The sequence below is a fragment of the Vampirovibrio chlorellavorus genome, assembly GCF_003149375.1.
GTDB lineage: Bacteria > Cyanobacteriota > Vampirovibrionia > Vampirovibrionales > Vampirovibrionaceae > Vampirovibrio > Vampirovibrio chlorellavorus_B.
On record NZ_QFWH01000005.1, the window covers coordinates 28,813 to 46,194 of the forward strand.

The following is a 17,382-nucleotide window of genomic DNA, read 5'->3' on the forward strand; positions in this document are numbered from 1 at the left end:
GGAGTCAGGTTCATTGGCCCTGCCAATTTGGCCTGTTTCCACAAATGCTCTGGGAGTGTCGACCAAAATGTCATTTAAGCAAGCAAGTCAAAAGCGCCACGTATACCTTCTGGCCCTTTTTACCCTTTTTGTCAGTGCCAGTTTGAGCGGTTGTGAACTTCTGGAAAAACTGCCCTTCCTGCCCAAAGGACAACCTGCCTCTCAAAGCGCAGACGGATCGTCCAGTTCCGAGCCGGGCAAGGCGGATGCAAAGTTCATCAAAAGCCATCTGGACGCGGGCAACAGCAAGGCCAAAGCCGGTGACTGGGCCGGAGCCACTGAAGAATTCAAGACCGTTCTGGCCGCGGACGCCCGCAACGTTCAGGGCCATGTGCAAATTGGCTGGGCCTATGCCGAGCAGAAGATGTGGGACGAGGCCCAAAGCCATCTCATCAGCGCTGTAGCCCTGGAGCCGGGCAATGCCGGAGCCCATGCCAATCTGGCCTGGGTCTACGCGGAAAAGAAGCGCTGGTCAGACGCTCAGGAGCAGGCCAAGCGGGCTATTGATCTGGATCCCAAAAACCCTTACCCGCACGCTACCCTGGCTTGGGCGTATCAATCCTCCAACCAGCACGATTTAGCCATTGCTGAATATGAAAAATCACTGGAACTCAACCCGAATCTGGACAACTCCCGGGTGGCATTGGGCATTGAATACTGCAATCAGGGTAACTTGCCCCGGGCCAAAGCCCAGCTTGAGAAATTAAAAAGTCTGGGGTCACCCAAGGCCAGCGAGGTAGAGGCCCGCATCAGCAAGGGGTGTGCCCGAAAGCCCTGAGTCTCTGGACTTCAGCAAAACCCTGAAATACCAGCCTTTGAAGCAAGGCCGTTTTTATCGCATAATTGGATTCATTCCATTTTATTCTATTAAGGAACTGTGCGCCGTGGGTGAGTCTTTGAATAGTGAGTCAACGGGGAAGTCCAGCGCCTCCAATCCCCACCCGGATGTGACGGGACGGTATTACATCCCCGGCTTTCCCATTGGGGAAGGGAAAACCGACTATGAGAAGTATCTGCGCACCCTGGAGTTGCTCAACCTGCAAAAAACACCGGCTGAAACAGTCAGCCCCGATGAACTCCTGTTTCAGGTAACCCATCAGGCTTCCGAGCTTTGGATGAAACTGATGCTGAAAGAGTTAAAAGCGCTGATAGAGGCCATGAACGAAGACAGCCTGTGGGCTGCTTTGAGGAGCTTGCGGCTGGTACACGATTGTCAGCGGCTTCTGATTCAGCAGGTGGACTTAATCGGCAGCCATATCAGTATTGTGGAATACGGAAAAATCCGACAGGTACTGGGGCAAGGCAGCGGCATGGAGTCGCCTGGCTTCAACTGGCTGCTGGAAATGGCCCCGAAACTGGGAGAGGCTTTTGAACAGTTGCTGACTCGCCACCAGATCAGCGTTCGCCAGATTTACACGGATTATCACAATCATCTGGAATTGCACACGCTGGCCGAGGCGTTGATGGACTTTGACGATCTCTTCCACAAATGGCGGGCCCATCACTTGGCGCTGGTGGCCAGAACCATTGGCACCGAATCGCAGTCCTTAAAGGGTCTGGCCACTCAGGTGCTGCAAAAAGGGGTTAAAACCCGCTTTTTCCCGGAATTACTGGAATTGCGAAGCACCCTGACCAACGAAAGCGGTCTGGCCTATGGTGGGCAGCCCTTATCCAGCTAAACCGCAACCTGGCGGGGAGTCGTCAATCCTCCCGAACAGCGAGGAGGATTGGATGCTGATTTGGAAAGGAATCTCCCGAGAAACAGAGAGTGTACCCGGTCGTTGAGCAAGGCCCGACCAACCCACGCCTGCGACCCAACCAGACATTCCGAACAGTGCAGTGATATTACCCAGCATTTTGGAACGGGAGGCCTTTCAGGGGCGTTCTCTCGTTTCAAAACGATTGTGTCAAAACGGTGGCGTCCCTGAAAACAGAAAAAAGCCCTATTGGCGGGGCTTTTATTGCATGGTTGGAGGTTTTATTTGTTTAGTGTAATAAAGTGGTGGGCGCAGTAGGACTTGAACCTACGACTTCCACCGTGTGAAGGTGGCACTCTACCGCTGAGTTATGCGCCCGACAGTCAGAAAGTTTTCTTTCTTGCGTTTTAGTATATGAAAAAGACTTGGGGACAACAAGCATCAACTTTTATTGTCTCAATAATATTAGGCAAGGCTGCCTTCACAACACATTATTAAAACTGCGTGCAGCTCAGACAAACCTATGGTGCTTTGGGCAAAGATGCCAACCTGAATTTTTAACTCGCTGTCCTCCATACAGTTACAAACGTGTTGTGAAGGGATCATTTCCTAAAATTGGATGTGTATTTGCCCTGCCCGCCCCCACTAAAAAGCCGAGTCTGACTTCATCGCGCATTGCTGTAAAAGGGCTATCCGTCGCTCGGTTCGCTGGGTAGCGCCTTCCAAAGTATCCGCCAAAGCCTGTTCCAGCGGAATATTTTGTTGATCCGCCAGCGCCCGGGCCCTGAAAATCAGCGCTATAATCCCTTTTTCGGGCTTGCGGGCGTCAACCCGTTTGAACAGGGCCTCCAGCTGTGCCCAGTAGGCTTTCTCCAAGGGGCTTAACGTTGTATAAAAACCGGAAATATCCATAAAATGGCCTTTTTCTTTTGAGATTTGACTTTTTAAAGCCCGGGGAAAGCATTTTCAGTAAATCGCCTTGAGATGCGGATTCTGGTCTTCAGGTTTCCAGATTATGGCCGAGACATAATCCATACACAAACCATGGGAGGGCTAACATGACTTGTCAGTGCTGTGGGGCCTATATCCCGGCTGGAAGCTATCACTGTGTACAGTGTGGCGCGCCCATCCTGCAACCGGAACCAGAGACCGGGTAAGCGCCTCTGAAATGTAAATCTGAGACGCAAAAAAGAACAGTGGCGCTCTTCAACAAGGCCACTGCTCTTCTTCATTAAAAAAACCAGACGCAATGAAAGGTTCAGGGGGGCACTTACTCCGCGATGGATTTGCCAGCGGATTTCAAGTCCCGGAACGCCTCATCCAAACGGGCAATAACGCCCTCTTCCCCTGTGCGCAGCCACTTGCGGGGATCGTAGGCTTTCTTGTAAGGGGTATGGGTGTCCGGGTCAATCTGATACTGAAACGCTTTGGGGTTGGCCATCACGTACTTGCCCACTTCATGGGCAAAGGCGAACTGCAAGTCGGTATCAATATTCATTTTGAACACCCCGTAGTTCAGGGTTTCCTCAATTTTGGCCTGTTCCGACCCGGAACCACCGTGAAACACCAAGTTCAAAGGATTGGGCCCGGTTTTGTGCGTGGATTCCACCAGAGCCTGCGAATTTTTCAGGATTTCCGGGCGCAGTTTGACGTTGCCGGGTGCGTAAACCCCATGCACGTTCCCGAAAGAAGCGGCGATGGAGAAGAACCCGAGGGGCGACAAACGCTCGTAGGCTTGCAGCACATCTTGCGGCTGGGTGTAGAGGTTGGGATTATCCAAGTCGTCATGCTCAGAGCCAATGCCGTCCTCTTCGCCACCGGTAATGCCCAGTTCAATTTCGATGCTCATATCAATGGCCGCCGCCCGCTTTAAAATCCGGGCGGATTCCGACAGGTTGAACTCCAGCGTCTCTTCGGACAAATCCAGCATGTGAGAGGTGAACAGGGGGCGTCCGGTTTGTTGATAGTGGGCTTCCCCGTGGGTTAGCAGGGCTTCCACCCAGGGAATCAGCTTTTTATTGGCGTGATCGGTATGCAGGACCACACAAACCCCGTAGTGTTGGGCCATCAGGTGAACATGCTGAGCCGCGGAGACCGCCCCCAGGACTTTGGCCTGAAAGGAGTCCGGGAAGCCTTTACCGGCGTAGAACTCCGCCCCGCCGTTGGACAGCTGGATGATGACATCGGATTTATTTTTCCGGGCCGCCTCCAGCACAGCGTTAATGCTGTTGGTTCCTACCACGTTGACGGCAGGCAGAATGTATTTTCCAGCCTTACAGGCCTCTACCAGGGTCTGATAATCCTTTCCGGAAACCACGCCCGGCTTTAGCTTGGCTTGAGTGGCAATGCTCATGTCAAAATCCTCTGATCAACATCATGACGGTCATTGGATTATTTTCTTACAAAAGCCGCCATTGTCACCCCGCCAAGTGTCGTAAATCCGGATTCTCACTGACCAGTCCTCTTTCCGGCCAGTCCTCTCTCCCTCCTTCCGATCCGCGAACACCGCAGTCGGCCCGTCTCTTCACAGGCTCGTGCTCCAGAAGTAAAGGGGGGCGGCTAATTTTCCAGGCAAATGCGCATGCCGGTATCCTGATCGGTGATGGCCTCCGTGGCATACGGGCTGGCTGTTTTGTCCCCAAATCCTGCCTGCGTCGCCCGGGAGGTGGGTTGTGGGGTGGCCGGGGGCGTCTTTTTCATGCCGGAAAAGTATTTATGGAATTTCCCGTGGATGATTGAAAGCAAATCCTGAGCCTCGTGCAATCCGCCCTGCACGTAGGTTCCGGTCAATCGTTCCACGATGGTTAGCTGGATTTTTTGCGAGTAGACCTGGCATAAGTCCATAAACTCTCGCACCACCCGGATCATATCGTTCACTTTCACGGCCAGAAAAAACTGATCCGAAGGCTCCAGAATCATTAAATAGTTCATCGCTTTGGACAGGTACGGGTCCAGATCATAGTCACGGCGTCTGGCCCGGGACTTATACAGGGCCAAAGCCTTGTCCTTGCCCAGACTTTTTAGGTCGTTAATGCGAATGTGGGCATTGAAGTCACTTTCAGCGATTGAACACATCCCCTTGGCCAGAATCGAGCGGATATCCCCGGAAAACCCGAATAGAGAAGTCACGGCCTCTTTGACCGTGGGGTTTTTCTCGTAAAAACGAACATGGGTCATCTTGCTCTAAGATTCCATCGTTCAGGGGAACACGACAATCAACGGTGTCAACAGCAAAATCGGGTAGGAAAGTTCTGGTTAGGAAAGCTCTGACGATAGAGAAGTCTGACGGTAGAGACGTGCTAAATCGTAGGGAAGTACTAATACAAATGGACCAGTCTTACTATTTCTAAACACCCGGTTCCCCATATCCAAAAATTATTGTGTTTTCCTCAAAACCCAATGCACGGCTCTGCTCGCCTTAAATCAGGCCTGCGCCCAGCAACAGGCCGTAAGCCACCAGTAAAATGCCCACAACCGTCTGCATCCAGGACAAGGTCACTTTTTGCAGCCAGCGACTGCCCAGCCAGGTGCCCAAAAAAGCGCAAGCCATGGCCCAAAGCAGCAACTGCCACTGGGCTGGAGTCTGGAGCAGCGCCTGATGCCCCTGAGTCAGGGTAAACCCATACACCCCAATGCGGGCCACATCCACCAGAACCGCGGCCAGCACTGTTGTCCCGATGAAAGCCTGCTTGTCCAGACCGAGTCGAATTAAAAAGGCCGAACGAAACGCCCCCTGATGGCCGGTCAAACCGCCAAAAAAACCGGACAACGCCCCACCCAGGGGAACCCACTGCCGGGACAGGGTCAACGCTCTGAATTTGGGGCTTAACTCCAGACTGGCAAAGACAATCATCAGCAAGCCGATGGTGAACCGAATCGGCGTTACCTGAAACCACTGCGCTTGCCAGAGGTATTGGAACAACGGGGGGAGCGCATTCAGGTACTGAAGCAGAAAAGCGCCTCCAAAGGCGGCCAGAACGGCAGGCACCGAGAACCTCAGCAACACCCCGGCATGGGCGTGTCTGGCAAACAACAGGGCCTTTAGCAGGTTGTTGGCCAAATGTACGATGGCCGTGGCGGCAATGGCGATGGGCGGATCAAAAAACACCAGAAACACCGGCAGCAGCAGGGTGCCCAGCCCAAAACCGGAAAACAGGGTGAGCAGGGAAATCAGCAGGGTTAAACCACCCACAATCAGGAAAGCCAATGGAAAACACCTCCCCTTGATGATGATGAACGCCTACTGTAATACAAACCCCATCACCCTTGCACGGGCAGCCAAGATCCGCCTGAAAATGCAAAAGGAAATCGATGCCGCTTTGACCGCATGATAAACATTGCCTGTTCTGGCAATAGGCGCGCCCTGTATCAACCGATATAATTCCAGATTGGGATGATTAAGGGTTCATTGTTATGGAAATTCGTCACACACGCTGTCCGAACTGCGGGAAACTGTCTGTGGTCACGCAGGACATTGAGGTCCTGTGTGATTCCGCGCTGCTGGTAAAACTGGAGAACCGCATTCAGCGTTGCTGCCAGCAATGCGGCTGGATGGACTTTCTGGACATTGACCTCGATAATCCCCCGTCCGCTGCCTCCACCACCCACCGATAACGATCGCTCCCCAGTTCGGGCAGTAAATCCCACCACAAAAAGGGAGATGGCTATGGAACCGGAATCCGCTCACCTGATTTTACCCGCCAACCTGTATCGGCAATTCAGCCGTTTGAAAACCATGGGCCAGTTTCAAAGCGATGCGGACGTGTTGCAAGCCAGCCTGACCGCGCTGGAGCAGCAGTGGGCACACCACCGCCTGGAAAGGGCTCACGGCAGAACCCCCTACATGTCCCGCCCTCCCATGAGTATTGAGGACTATGACACCTGAGCGGGCCAATCCACGATGCCATCGTCCGCCGGGTCCGCCGGGTCCGCCGGGGCGTCATTCCCTCGGGCTCTGGACAGGCACAGTTCGGATGCCTGACGGACTGTGGGCAAAATCTGTTCCTCCAGAAAGCTGGCCGCCGACTGGCAAAAGGTTTTAATCACCTTCTGGGCCTTCAAGGGGCCATCCGGTAGCGTTAAAGTTTCCTGAAACTGCTCCCGATACGCTCGCATTTCATGAATCAGCAAATAGGCGGCAAAGGGGGCTTCCGAAAATCGGGTGTAAATGGCCTGATTCACCCCCAGGGTCAGGTTGGCCAGCTTCCGCAAATCGGATTGATTGCGGCCCGCCAATCGTCCCTGCTCTTTTAAAAAGCGGATGTGACCGATCAGTTCCACCTGCAAATCCTGAATCGCTTTGTTCAGGGACTTGGCCCGACCCTGTTGCGCTTCCGCCGTCCATGCCGGTGGCTGGGACAGGGCGTGGGGCTGCTTCCAGCAGGGCCACTGACCCACCCAGCGCTGTAAGTCCAGCAGCGGGAAGCCTTCGATATGCGCGCCGCCCAGGGAGGCGTTCCACAGTTGCGCAGGTCGTTCGCTTTTGGCGTTCAAGGCGGCCATCTCTTCCAGATGAATCAAGAAACTCTGGTAGGACTGCAAGGTGGGCAGTGGCTTGCCATCCTGCCCCGGCACGGTGGTCAGGTCGTAAGGGGCGGTGTACAAGCTCTCGGAGGCTTCCAGATCCAGCTGCCCCTTCTCGTTCAGGCGCATAGCGACGCCACCGGCGTACACCTGATTGTGAGGAAAGGCCAGATCCTGCCCGACCAGCGCAATGGGATTACAGCCCATCCGTTGGGCCATCTGGAAGCCAATGATCGACACGGTACCCCCGCCGCCCAAACGGCAATGCTTGCGCTGCAAGGCCTCATCCAGAAAATCCACAAACTGCATGTTATTTTGAGCCAGCATCAACAGCTTGCCCCGGCTGGGCATGTCAAACACAGCGGGCTGGGTAAAGGGGCTCATAACAAAGGTGATCTGCTCCAGGTAGGCGTCTGGCAAGCCATGCACCTGCTCCTTCATGCCGTTGGCGTCGTAAAACAAGGCGAAATCCGGGGTAATGCCGTGATCGTGTAAACGATGCAAAGCCCCGCCTACGGCAATCAGCACCACGGCATCAGCCAAAGCCCGAACCCAGGGTAGGGCCGCATCCAGAGACGGCCCCCGGGATATGACCAGGGCGGGCTTGTCTGTAAAAGAATCCACCAAGTCATCCAGAGTGGGCATGGCGGCAAAATTCGGGGCGTTGCCAAAGAATTGCTGAATCCATTTCTGGTGGAAGTGCTGGCCCGTTTTAAAGTCCTGCACCCGAAACAGTTCCATGCGGGTAATCTGCTCCATCAGCGGCTGAATTTCCTGAGCCAATAAAGCGGCACTTCCCCGCAGGGTTAAAATATCCAGCTTGTATTGACTGTAAAGTTTTTTACGCAAGTACAGCAAAAAGTCCTGCTGATCGCAGAACAGGGCCACCCGGGGCAGCGACAGCAAATGGGCCAGATCCACGTTTTCCAGTACAAAGCGCAGCAAGGCCGCATCCGGCTCATACACCACCATCTGACCGGGGCTTTTTTCACTCAGGGCCTCCAGCAGGTACCCCAACCCCAGACCCAGCACCACATGCACCCGATCCGCCACCAGGGTGGCCTGTTGGGCAATGACCGCCTCCGCCTCACTCAGTGGGCCCTGAGGATCATGCAAGGCCACCCCCCGGTACAACAGGGTGTAGCCGCCATCCGGACAGGGGTTCAGCTCAAACTCGGTGATGGGCGATACGGCCCGCAACTGGTCCACCGTCGCCGCATGCTGGGCATGGGTGGATAACAAGGCCTGACAATTGGATTCAAAATACATAGGGGCCACCCTCGTTGCTGGCTGTGGGCACTGCTTCAGTTTAGCGTCCCAAACCGGCAAGGGCCTCCCTCAGGCAAAGGACTCCCCCGAACGCCCAAGGACGATCAGCGCATGGCCTTGCGCTCGCCAAACCCGGGGGAGGTTTCCGGCAAGCCTTTATACCCCGGACTGGAGCGCACGAAGGCTTCCAGCGTTCCCGCCTTTAACTCTTTTTCCAGCCGGTTTTCCCGATCCACCAGGGGATGCGTGCCTTCGGCCAGTTGGGCCAGCGCCGGATTTTTGGCTTTCAGGGCCATCCATACAGTGGCCTCAAATCGCCAGCTTTCCACCTCTTCGCTCAGGGAATTTTCGGCGTCATCGTGCAAGGCCTCGTGGGCAATCAGGGCGGCCAAGGCCTCCGGCGGCGCCTGACGGTGTTTTTCATTCACAAAAATCACCTGATCCCCCTGATTGCTCATCCAGCTCAGGGCGTCATAATTCTTCAGGCTTTTGTTCAGCAGACGCATGTCCTTAAACACTACCCGCACCGGTTTGCTGACGATCTGGCGCAGCGACGGTTCCGCTGGCCCTTCGGTCATCAGCTGAAAGGCCTTTAAAATGCTGTCCTCCCGGGTGCAGTGCAGTAGGGCGGTTAAGCTGTAGCGGGTCTGGGAAAAGGCGGGAGCCAGGCCATCGGACACCGCCAGACTCAAGAAGATGAGGAGTGAGCAGGCCACCTGTATGCGGGACAAGGGTGACACGGAAAAAACAGGCGCGGTTGGCATGGCAGTCTAAGCCCCCAATTGGGTGAACGCTACTTTAAAGTGTGCGCAAAATATTGCGATTCTCTATGGAATCGGCGATTTCAGAAAATCTTGAATCCCATTTCAAAAAGATCGGGCAGGTGACGGAACCCCCTCCGCTTGGGGTGGCCTGTCTGGCATTTCACTTTTCAGAACAGGTACAACCAGCGTAGTACCAGCCATCCTCGCAGTCGGGACTGGAAAAACTGAAAAAATCGGGGTTGATGTCCGGTGTAATAGCGCTCCACCAGCCGAATGGCCGTCGCCACACCCGAGGGTGTGGTTGCTTCCGCATGTTGCAGCACGGCCAGAGACCGGGCGTACCAGCGCGCCAGCCCAATCGCTACCCCCGCCATGGCCACCAGCGCTTGCGCCGAGCCTCCCGAGGCCAGTAAGCGATTCCGGGTGAGGAGGTTGTAGACAAAGGCTTTCAGCAGGCGCTCGCCCTCAGGCGACCAGCGAACCCGGCCCATATCCTTCAGGGGCAAGGGCTCTCCAAACAGGCGGGGATCATGGTACAGTTCCCCGCTGAGCAGTTGAAACAGGCTGAAACTTTGATAGGGCTTGCGTAAAAAGTACACTAGTAGCGTCTGTTGCCGACCCGCCCAACCCCATGGCATACGGGTGGAAGTCGGTCGCCCGGTATTCGATCGCTGAGCGGTTAAGCTGGCCTGCACCCGTGACAGGGCTTGATCCGCCGTGCAGTCCTCCGACTGAAACCAGTCCTTCCACTCGGCCCGCAGCCTCTGTAGCGATTCCCAATCCGTTTGCCGAAACAGGGTTTGCCACACCCGGGCGGGCATGGTTTGCACATCGGCCAGCCATTCTTCCGGCGTACGGTCCAATCTGCATTCCGACTGGCCTTCTGGCAGAGAGGGAGCCGCAAGGCTTGTGTGTGCCGGCCCTGAAGCCTGCTCCGGTGCCTGCCTCTGTGTCTCAACCGGTGTCTGCCCTCGAGTCTGATCCACTGGCCGGGGCTGAATGGGCCGGAAGGCCAGCAGCAATTTTTCCGAAACCGACTTGCAAGCCGCCGAGGTATCGTGAATGGTGGCGCCATTGGGGGCCTTGACCGTGGCAAAGGGGAAGCGCTGGCACTCATGCGGCTTCAGCGCCAGTCCTTCATGGACTTCCACCAGACAACGTCGATCCGCGCCTAAAAATACGCACACGTTCTCATCGGTGAGCGGAATGCGGTACATGCTTTCGGACTGGCGCTGTAATTGGCGTCCAGTTTCCTGCAGCCTTTCCTGTACCCAGGGCTTTTGCAGCAAGGCTTCCGCTTTTTCCGCCTCAATGGGGATGTTCCAGCTACTGCAACACTCCCCGCACAGCTGACACTGAAAATAAACGGCCTGATTTGAGTCCTGATTCATATTCCCTTATGATACTAGAAGGTGAGCATCCCTTCCCGACCCGTTTCTAAAACTGCGTGCAGCTCAGACAAACCAATGGAGTTGCTCCTGGCAAAGATGCATCGCGTCAAGTTGAACTCGCTGTACTCGGACAGTTACAAACGTATCGGGAAGGGATGCTCACCTCCTAGAGTTATGTAACCCCAAGGCTGGAAATGACCCATGTGCCCGCTGTTATTTGAATTATCTGGTATCAAAATCTATGCCTACGGAGTATTGGTGGCCTTGGCCTTTTTGGTGGGGTTCGCTTTCATCGCCCAAAGGGCCAAACAGGCCGGGGATCGGGTGGATGATTATACGGAAGCCCTCATCTGGTTTATTATCGCTGGTATTGGCGGGGCCAGACTGTTTTATTTCATCTGGTTTCCAGCCCAGTTTTTCAGCGATCCGCTGGGCTCCATCCTCAGTAAGGGGGGATTAGTTTGGTATGGCGGTGTCATTGGGGCTTTTTTAGCCATGGCCATTTACACCCGCCTGAGAAAAATCCCCCTGTTGCGCTTTGCCGATATTGTAGCCCCGGCGGCCGCTTTGGGTTTGGCCATCGGACGGATCGGCTGCCTGCTGGCGGGCTGCTGTTATGGAGCCCCGTGCGACTTGCCCTTGGCCATCCATTACCCCTTGCAACACGAAACCCACGGCTTGGCCGTGCATCCGGCCCCGCTGTACGAAACAGTGCTGATGGTGCTGGTCACCTTCGTTTTGATCAAGCTGGATCGTAAAAAACCGTTTGAGGGTTTTACCACCTGGTGGTTCTTTATTCTGGCGGGCATAGTGCGTTTTGCGCTGGAGTTTGTGCGAGGCGATCAACTGGTGTGGAGTCAGGAATTACACATTAGCGCCTCTCAGTGGGTGAGTCTGGGGGGCATCGCCCTAGGCGCTTTCATGCTGGCCTATCTCTCCCGAAAAAAGCAATCCTCTGCCAAACAGCCCCCCGCCTTGGTTTAAGATTGATTCCAATGTTATAAAGCGGCAGGATCATTGCTGGCCCTTCTGTTTGCCATTCGCACGTAGGTGGGAATGACAAATAGCCAATGGGATGACTTTGCATTTTTTTGATGTCGGCCCATGAAAATCTCTGGCAGGTTCCGTTTACACCACGTTTCTAAAACTGCGTGCCGCTCAAACAAGTTGTGGAATTTTTTTTGGCAACGTTGCCAAGCTCAAGTTTTTTAACTCGCTGTACTTAAACAGTTAGAAACGTGGTGTAAACGGAACCTGCCAAATCTTTTTAGCCGGGGAGGGCTGCTGGAGGGGGCACAGAACGAGCGGCAAGCTCTCCCCCCCAGTGGGGGTAACAGAGGGCAAGGTCCCCTGAAAAAGAATTGAATTGAGTAAGCTATGTGGAGAGATACAAGAGAGCCGTAACACTGGCGGCAATGGCCTCTTGGGTGCCCACGGGCGGAAACTTCTCGGCGGTTTTGGCCTTCACGCTCACGCAATCGACCGCCAAATCCAGCAACTCGGCCAGCTTTTCCCGGATGTCTGCCTTGTAAGGTCCCAGCTTGGGCTTCTCCAGAAAAATAGTGACATCCACGTTACCCGGTCTGTAGCCAGTGGCCGTTACCAAGGGCAGAGTTTTAGCCACAAAGGCGCTGCTGTCCATGCCCTTGTATTGATCATCAGACGGGGGGAAGTGATCACCGATATCCCCCAGCGCACAGGCCCCCAGTAAGGCATCAATCAGGGCATGCAAAACAACATCCCCGTCGGAATGGGCCTCACACCCCACGGGGGACTCCACCTGAATCCCCCCAATCATCAGTTTTTGACCGGCCACCAGCCGATGCAAATCGTAGCCCTGCCCAATTTTAAAGGGAAGTACCGTGCCCATTCCGGTCATCGTTAGGCCCGCAAGGGCAAGTGGCCCAACACAAACTTCTCAATGGCCTCGGCCACCCCATCCTCGTGGATGGTGCGGGTCACAAAATTGGCCTTCTCTTTCACATAATCCGGGGCGTTGCCCATGGCCACCCCAACGCCGGCATGCTCAATCATAGACAGATCGTTGCCCTGATCGCCGATGGCCATAATTTCATGCGGCTCAATGCCCCATTCTTCGGCCAGCGTTTTTAAAGCGTTCCATTTGGAGGCGGACACATCGATAATTTCGCAAAAGTTTGAACGAGAGCGACAGAAGGACAGGCGCCCTGCAAAATGGACGCTGAGATGGGCCAATAAAATATCCAGCCGTTCATCGTCAATAACCATAATCTTGGTGGGGTCCTGGGTCATGCTGCCCAGCAGATCCTCGGTGAAAATAGGTTCCACCCCGGCGGCCTTTTGATAGTAACCGGCATGGTGGTTGGTGGGATGCGTCCACAGCCGATCGTCCATGTACAGGTTAATGTGGTAGCCATCGGTCACCAGTGTTCGCATGACCTCTTGAGCCAAGGGCAAAGCAATGGGCGTATGAGAGCGCAAGGCATGGCCATCGGCGATATCTCGCACCATGGCCCCCTGGTAGGTTACCAGCGGCTCCACTACCCCGATTTGCCGGGCAAAGGGCAAGGCCGAACTGAACATCCGCCCTGTGGCAATGACCACCCGCACCGAAGTTTCGGTGATCAGGTGCTTTAAAAGCCTCAACAGGGATTCGCTGATTTTGAGCTGATCGTTGACGACGGTGCCGTCCAGATCCAGCGCTACCAATTTGATCATGGCTTTATCATACTATTACGGCCCCGGAAGGCCAACCGATTTTAACCGTTATACCTGTCGTAATCAGCAACAGGATCTTCAGCGTCTTCATCCTGCCAGCGTTTGGCGATTTTGAACAGTTCATCCATAGCCGTTAACAATTCCTTACCCCGATCGGTCAGTCCATAAGTCACCTGGGGCGGGATACTGGGCACATGCTCCCGATACAAGATACGGGCATCCTCCAGCAGGCGAAGCCGCTCCGTAAGGACCTTGGCGGATAAGCCCGGAATGTTGCGCTTAAGCGTACCAAAACGCTGCGGCCCTTGCGAGCAAAGCACCCACAAAATGTAGCAGGTCCACTGACCCATAATCAGGCGGAGTAAAGAGTCCATGGGGCAACCCGACGGACTGGGGGGCAGGATGGGTTTTAACGGTCGCTGGGGCATGGGGGCATCATTCACCATAAACTGAGCGGTGCAGGAAAGCGTGCTGAAAGTAAAACCAGTTACTTTGAAGTGCCTACTTTTCTAAAGGAACTTGTGGGTTTATACTGCAATGCAGTTACTTATAGTAACCAGATTACTCTAAGTAATGAGATTTGAAAAGAGATCGACCAAAACCCAGTGATCCATCAGTCAGACTTGAAAGGACACCCACCTCATGAGTACGACGACTGTTTCTGAGCAACTCAAAACATTGGCCAAGGATTTGCGCAAGGACTACCCGCGTAGTCCCCGGGAGACTTTGGGCGGATACGTGATTGCTGGAAGAATGCTGGACAAGTGCCGGGCCGTGCTGAATGGCACCAACGGCGAATACCACTTCAATTGCCCGCTGGATAGAATGTTTTTCGACTTTGCGGGCATTGACGCCGATGAGTTCAAAGCCTTTGTGGCCACCGGCGCTTCCGATGCCGCCGTGGGCGAATGGATAAAGCAGCACGCCAGGCAGAAGGAGCGTTTGGACGTGGTGAAGTGGAACAATCAGCATCGCTACAGCACCATTAAAGAGTTGCCCGATAACCTGCAACTGTTTATGGAAGATTACATTGCCGAAGTGGTGCCCCCGGGCAAAGTGGTATATCACTGGTTTGACGTTTACGATTTTGAAGAAAAGCGGCTTTAAAAACGGCTTCAGGAATCCGGCAAGTGCCCTGCTGCCCGTGAGACATTGGAAGACATTGGCGGGTTTGCTCAACCCAAGGCTTTGGCTATCATGACACTGCTTTGCGGCAAGCCCGCCAACTCTCCCTCCATCCGAAAGTGCCCGGAAACGACGTAAGAAAAGTTTGAATCACTCCAATTTGAAATGCTTGCTCATTAATTGAAGGGAAAAATCATCATGGCCCAAATGCTGACCAATCACCTGGATCCACCGGCGTTCAACCTGAGTCTGCCCCTTTTGAAAAACTTTGCCGTGGAAAAATTACAACCGGAGTGGCACGATTGGAAATGGCAGTTCCGCAACCGCGTGACCAGCCTCGAAGCGCTGAAGCAATTCATTCCGGTAACGACTGAAGAAGAAAAAGCCTTTCAGGCCGCCGGTAAAAATTTGCCCTTTGCCATCACCCCTTACTATCTTGATTTAATCAATCCCCACGATCCGCAAGATGCGATTCGCAAGACCGTGATTCCCCGCATGGCCGAGTTTACAACCACTGCCGCCGAAATGGTGGACCCCTGCGGAGAGGACGGCAGCATGGTGGCCCCGGGTCTGGTGCATCGTTACCCGGATCGGGTGCTTTTTCTGGTCAACGAGACCTGCTCCGTATACTGTCGCTACTGTACCCGCAGTCGGCTGGTGGGCAGTGGTAAGCACGAAGTGGATTTTTCCGCCGCTTACGAATACTTGCGTAAGCACCCCGAAGTGCGGGATGTGCTTATTTCCGGTGGCGATCCGCTGGTGATGAGTGATGACAAGCTGGAAGGCATCATTCAGAATTTGCGGGCCATTCCCAGTATTGAAATTGTGCGGCTTGGCACCAAAATTCCGGTGGTGTTGCCCCAACGAATCACCGATGAACTGGTCGATCGCCTGAAAAAGTACCATCCCTTTTTTATGAGCATCCATTTTTTACACCCCGATGAAATCACCCCGGAAGTGGAAGCGGCCTGCAACAAGCTGGCCGACGCGGGCATTCCCACCTTCAGCCAGACCGTCTTGCTGAAAGGGGTGAACGATGATCCGGCCGTGATGAAAACCCTGATGCAAAAACTGCTGAAGCTGCGGGTACGCCCCTATTATATTTACCAATGCGATCCGGTGCAGGGGACCGCGCACTTCCGTACCAGCATTGCCAAGGGGCTGGAAATTATGGAACACCTGCGGGGGCATACCACCGGGTACGCCATTCCCACCTACGTGGTGGACGCCCCCGGCGGTGGTGGCAAGATCCCCGTGTCGCCGGATTATATTGTGTCCCGAGAGCCCGGCAAAACCGTGCTGCGGAACTACAAAGGCGATGTTTACGAATATCTGGAAGAAGCCTGACCCCTCACCCGTCACGCGAATCCCTCTCCGGCTTTGGCTGGGGAGGGATTTTGTAAATAAATTGTAATGATTTCAATTCAAATTTGGTTTAAATGTTTTTATACAAGCATAAGGGATGACACACCATTCGCCACACGCATTCAGCGACCGGCTTGGGCCGGAGGCTTTGGAATCACGGCGACAGTAGGGGACAGTGGGTTAACAATAATAAGGGGGAATACGATATGCCAATGATGGTTGGGAATGCTTCCAAGGGTTTAAAAATGCTCAAAGACGTTTTCAAAAAAGGTAAAGATGGCGTTATTAAAAGCAAGAAAACGGGTGAGTTACGGTTTAAACCCGGATACGGTGAAGTCGCGGGTAAGGCAGGCGCTCAAAAACTAGGCGGTATTGGGAATGCAATTTTAAGAAACCCAAAAACCACGCTGGCCGTGGGGGCTGCCGCACTGGGCGGCGCTTACCTGTACAGCCAGTCGGGCAGCTCGGGCGCTAATGCTACCGGTCAGCAGACCTACGGCTATTACTAATCTAGCACTGTATCTATTAGCCTCCAAAAGAAGCGGTCTGAGCAATTGGGCCGCTTCTTTGGCCATGGGCCTGTTGGGCCTAATCGGTCTATTCCCGACTTGTCCGGCCAAAGCACCCATGCACGTGCCCGAAAACTCCTGCCGAGCGAAACGTAAAGAAATATAAAGCATTGCATTGAGTTTCTTGAAACTCTGCCGATGATATCCTATAGGTAAACCCTTGGCAGAGACTGGCGAATTTGAGGCGATAGAATTATCCATCCAGATCTCATTCCTGAATCGTCCGTCCAAACGCCCGTTATTGGGTCATTACAGAGAGAAAGTTTCGGAACATGCGCCTGCTGAGATACCTTTGGCCAGTGGCCCAAAACCAGGCCGCCCCGACAGGTTTTACCCTGGCGGAATTGTTGATCAGTTTGCTCATTCTGGCGGAAATCGCCACCTTTTCCATCCCCAAAATCCTCAGCACCCAGCAGGATGCCCGCAAAAAAGCCATTTTCAAGGAATGCATCGCCACATTGTATGAGCTCAATACAAAGGCCAGGATGGATCTCAGCGCTAACGTGGCCACGCCAGCTTTACAGAGACAGTTTTTTAGAAACAACCTGAATTACGTGAAGGAATGTGCCACCAATCCCGGTTTGGAAGGGTGTCTGGAAGTTGGCGCACCCTATTCGGATCCCGGGAATGCTTCCGCCTTTGTGTTGCCGAATGGAGCGGTGCTTACCAGTATAAACGGCCCTCCACTGCCCAGTGCAGAGTCGGTGGGCATTGACTGGAACGGCCCGGCTGGCCCCAACACCTTTGGGGACGATATTATATCAGTGACGGTGTGCTACGGCCCCAGCGCCTGTAACGGTGGTATTGGCCCGATTCTGATGGGGCCGACTGGCCCAGGTGCCATAGGACCAAGCGGCAATCTCGAAAGCGTGACTCTGTGGACAGAAATTTTTAACTGATTTTTAACTAAGGCAGCCTTGCCTCAGTTAAAGCGGGTTCAGGC

The 17,382-nt window shown here is 54.2% G+C and carries 19 protein-coding genes and 1 tRNA gene; 9 read left to right on the plus strand and 11 right to left on the minus strand.

What is annotated here, in order from left to right; translation table 11 throughout:
• The first annotated feature begins 67 nt into the window (after positions 1 to 67).
• Entirely contained in the window at positions 68 to 817 is a 750-nt protein-coding gene (locus DF283_RS07705) for a tetratricopeptide repeat protein (RefSeq protein WP_303674168.1), read from the plus strand.
• A 106-nt stretch (positions 818 to 923) separates the two neighbouring features.
• A complete protein-coding gene (locus DF283_RS07710) occupies positions 924 to 1,718 on the plus strand; it encodes a tryptophan 2,3-dioxygenase family protein (protein WP_303674169.1) in 795 nt (264 codons plus the stop codon).
• A gap of 321 nt (positions 1,719 to 2,039) precedes the next feature.
• Here DF283_RS07710 and DF283_RS07715 read toward each other — a convergent pair.
• The 5 genes from DF283_RS07715 to DF283_RS07735 form a co-directional block, all read right to left on the minus strand.
• Positions 2,040 to 2,114 (minus strand) — tRNA-Val (locus DF283_RS07715).
• A gap of 267 nt (positions 2,115 to 2,381) precedes the next feature.
• Complete coding sequence (locus DF283_RS07720; protein ID WP_303674171.1) at positions 2,382 to 2,648, minus strand: hypothetical protein; 267 nt, start codon at positions 2,646 to 2,648, stop codon at positions 2,382 to 2,384.
• Between the two features lie 358 nt (positions 2,649 to 3,006).
• Entirely contained in the window at positions 3,007 to 4,089 is a 1,083-nt protein-coding gene (gene fbaA, locus DF283_RS07725; RefSeq protein WP_303674172.1) for a class II fructose-bisphosphate aldolase, read from the minus strand.
• Positions 4,090 to 4,295: 206 nt separating this feature from the next.
• On the minus strand, positions 4,296 to 4,913 hold the full coding sequence (locus tag DF283_RS07730; protein WP_303674173.1) for a hypothetical protein: 618 nt from the start codon (positions 4,911 to 4,913) through the stop codon (positions 4,296 to 4,298).
• A gap of 241 nt (positions 4,914 to 5,154) precedes the next feature.
• Positions 5,155 to 5,943 carry a sulfite exporter TauE/SafE family protein gene (locus DF283_RS07735; protein ID WP_303674175.1) on the minus strand — a complete coding sequence of 263 codons (789 nt, stop codon included), beginning with the start codon at positions 5,941 to 5,943 and terminating at the stop codon, positions 5,155 to 5,157.
• A gap of 206 nt (positions 5,944 to 6,149) precedes the next feature.
• On the opposite strand from DF283_RS07735, the gene DF283_RS07740 reads away from it, so the two are divergent.
• Together DF283_RS07740 and DF283_RS07745 are read left to right on the plus strand one after the other, a co-directional pair.
• Entirely contained in the window at positions 6,150 to 6,350 is a 201-nt protein-coding gene (locus DF283_RS07740; protein WP_303674176.1) for a hypothetical protein, read from the plus strand.
• 52 nt (positions 6,351 to 6,402) lie between these two features.
• Positions 6,403 to 6,621, plus strand: a complete 219-nt coding sequence (locus DF283_RS07745; RefSeq protein WP_303674177.1) for a hypothetical protein — start codon at positions 6,403 to 6,405, stop codon at positions 6,619 to 6,621.
• On the opposite strand, the gene DF283_RS07750 is transcribed toward DF283_RS07745, so the two are convergent.
• From DF283_RS07750 to DF283_RS07760, 3 genes are all read right to left on the minus strand, one after another.
• A complete protein-coding gene (locus tag DF283_RS07750) occupies positions 6,609 to 8,528 on the minus strand; it encodes a motility associated factor glycosyltransferase family protein (RefSeq protein WP_303674178.1) in 1,920 nt (639 codons plus the stop codon). The two genes, DF283_RS07745 and DF283_RS07750, sit on opposite strands and share 13 nt — an antisense overlap.
• A 104-nt stretch (positions 8,529 to 8,632) precedes the next feature.
• A complete protein-coding gene (locus DF283_RS07755; RefSeq protein ID WP_303674179.1) occupies positions 8,633 to 9,292 on the minus strand; it encodes a hypothetical protein in 660 nt (219 codons plus the stop codon).
• Positions 9,293 to 9,459: 167 nt separating this feature from the next.
• The gene (locus DF283_RS07760) at positions 9,460 to 10,683 is read right to left on the minus strand and encodes a YkgJ family cysteine cluster protein (protein WP_303674180.1); all 1,224 of its coding nucleotides are present in this window, start codon (positions 10,681 to 10,683) and stop codon (positions 9,460 to 9,462) included.
• Between the two features lie 201 nt (positions 10,684 to 10,884).
• Here DF283_RS07760 and lgt point away from each other — a divergent pair, with 201 nt between their 5' ends.
• Positions 10,885 to 11,667 carry a prolipoprotein diacylglyceryl transferase gene (gene lgt, locus DF283_RS07765; protein WP_303674182.1) on the plus strand — a complete coding sequence of 261 codons (783 nt, stop codon included), beginning with the start codon at positions 10,885 to 10,887 and terminating at the stop codon, positions 11,665 to 11,667.
• A 391-nt stretch (positions 11,668 to 12,058) separates the two neighbouring features.
• Here the strand turns inward: lgt and ispF are convergent, their stop codons facing one another.
• The 3 genes from ispF to DF283_RS07780 are packed head-to-tail and all read right to left on the minus strand — an operon-like array spanning position 12,059 to position 13,808.
• Positions 12,059 to 12,553, minus strand: a complete 495-nt coding sequence (gene ispF / locus DF283_RS07770) for a 2-C-methyl-D-erythritol 2,4-cyclodiphosphate synthase (protein ID WP_303674183.1) — start codon at positions 12,551 to 12,553, stop codon at positions 12,059 to 12,061.
• Positions 12,554 to 12,564: 11 nt separating this feature from the next.
• Positions 12,565 to 13,380: a Cof-type HAD-IIB family hydrolase gene (locus DF283_RS07775; protein WP_303674185.1), complete on the minus strand. Its 816-nt coding sequence runs from the start codon at positions 13,378 to 13,380 to the stop codon at positions 12,565 to 12,567.
• Positions 13,381 to 13,421: 41 nt separating this feature from the next.
• Entirely contained in the window at positions 13,422 to 13,808 is a 387-nt protein-coding gene (locus tag DF283_RS07780) for a winged helix-turn-helix transcriptional regulator (RefSeq protein WP_303674187.1), read from the minus strand.
• Positions 13,809 to 14,022: 214 nt separating this feature from the next.
• Between DF283_RS07780 and DF283_RS07785 the strand changes: the two genes are divergently transcribed.
• The 4 genes from DF283_RS07785 (at position 14,023) to DF283_RS07800 (ending at position 17,338) form a co-directional block, all read left to right on the plus strand.
• Positions 14,023 to 14,487 carry a DUF5069 domain-containing protein gene (locus tag DF283_RS07785; RefSeq protein WP_303674188.1) on the plus strand — a complete coding sequence of 155 codons (465 nt, stop codon included), beginning with the start codon at positions 14,023 to 14,025 and terminating at the stop codon, positions 14,485 to 14,487.
• A gap of 216 nt (positions 14,488 to 14,703) precedes the next feature.
• Positions 14,704 to 15,852 (plus strand): KamA family radical SAM protein, encoded by a 1,149-nt coding sequence (locus DF283_RS07790; RefSeq protein ID WP_303674190.1) that lies wholly within the window; start codon positions 14,704 to 14,706, stop codon positions 15,850 to 15,852.
• A gap of 224 nt (positions 15,853 to 16,076) precedes the next feature.
• Complete coding sequence (locus DF283_RS07795) at positions 16,077 to 16,379, plus strand: hypothetical protein (RefSeq protein ID WP_303674192.1); 303 nt, start codon at positions 16,077 to 16,079, stop codon at positions 16,377 to 16,379.
• 332 nt (positions 16,380 to 16,711) lie between these two features.
• Complete coding sequence (locus DF283_RS07800; RefSeq protein ID WP_303674193.1) at positions 16,712 to 17,338, plus strand: type II secretion system protein; 627 nt, start codon at positions 16,712 to 16,714, stop codon at positions 17,336 to 17,338.
• Positions 17,339 to 17,382 lie beyond the last annotated feature (44 nt).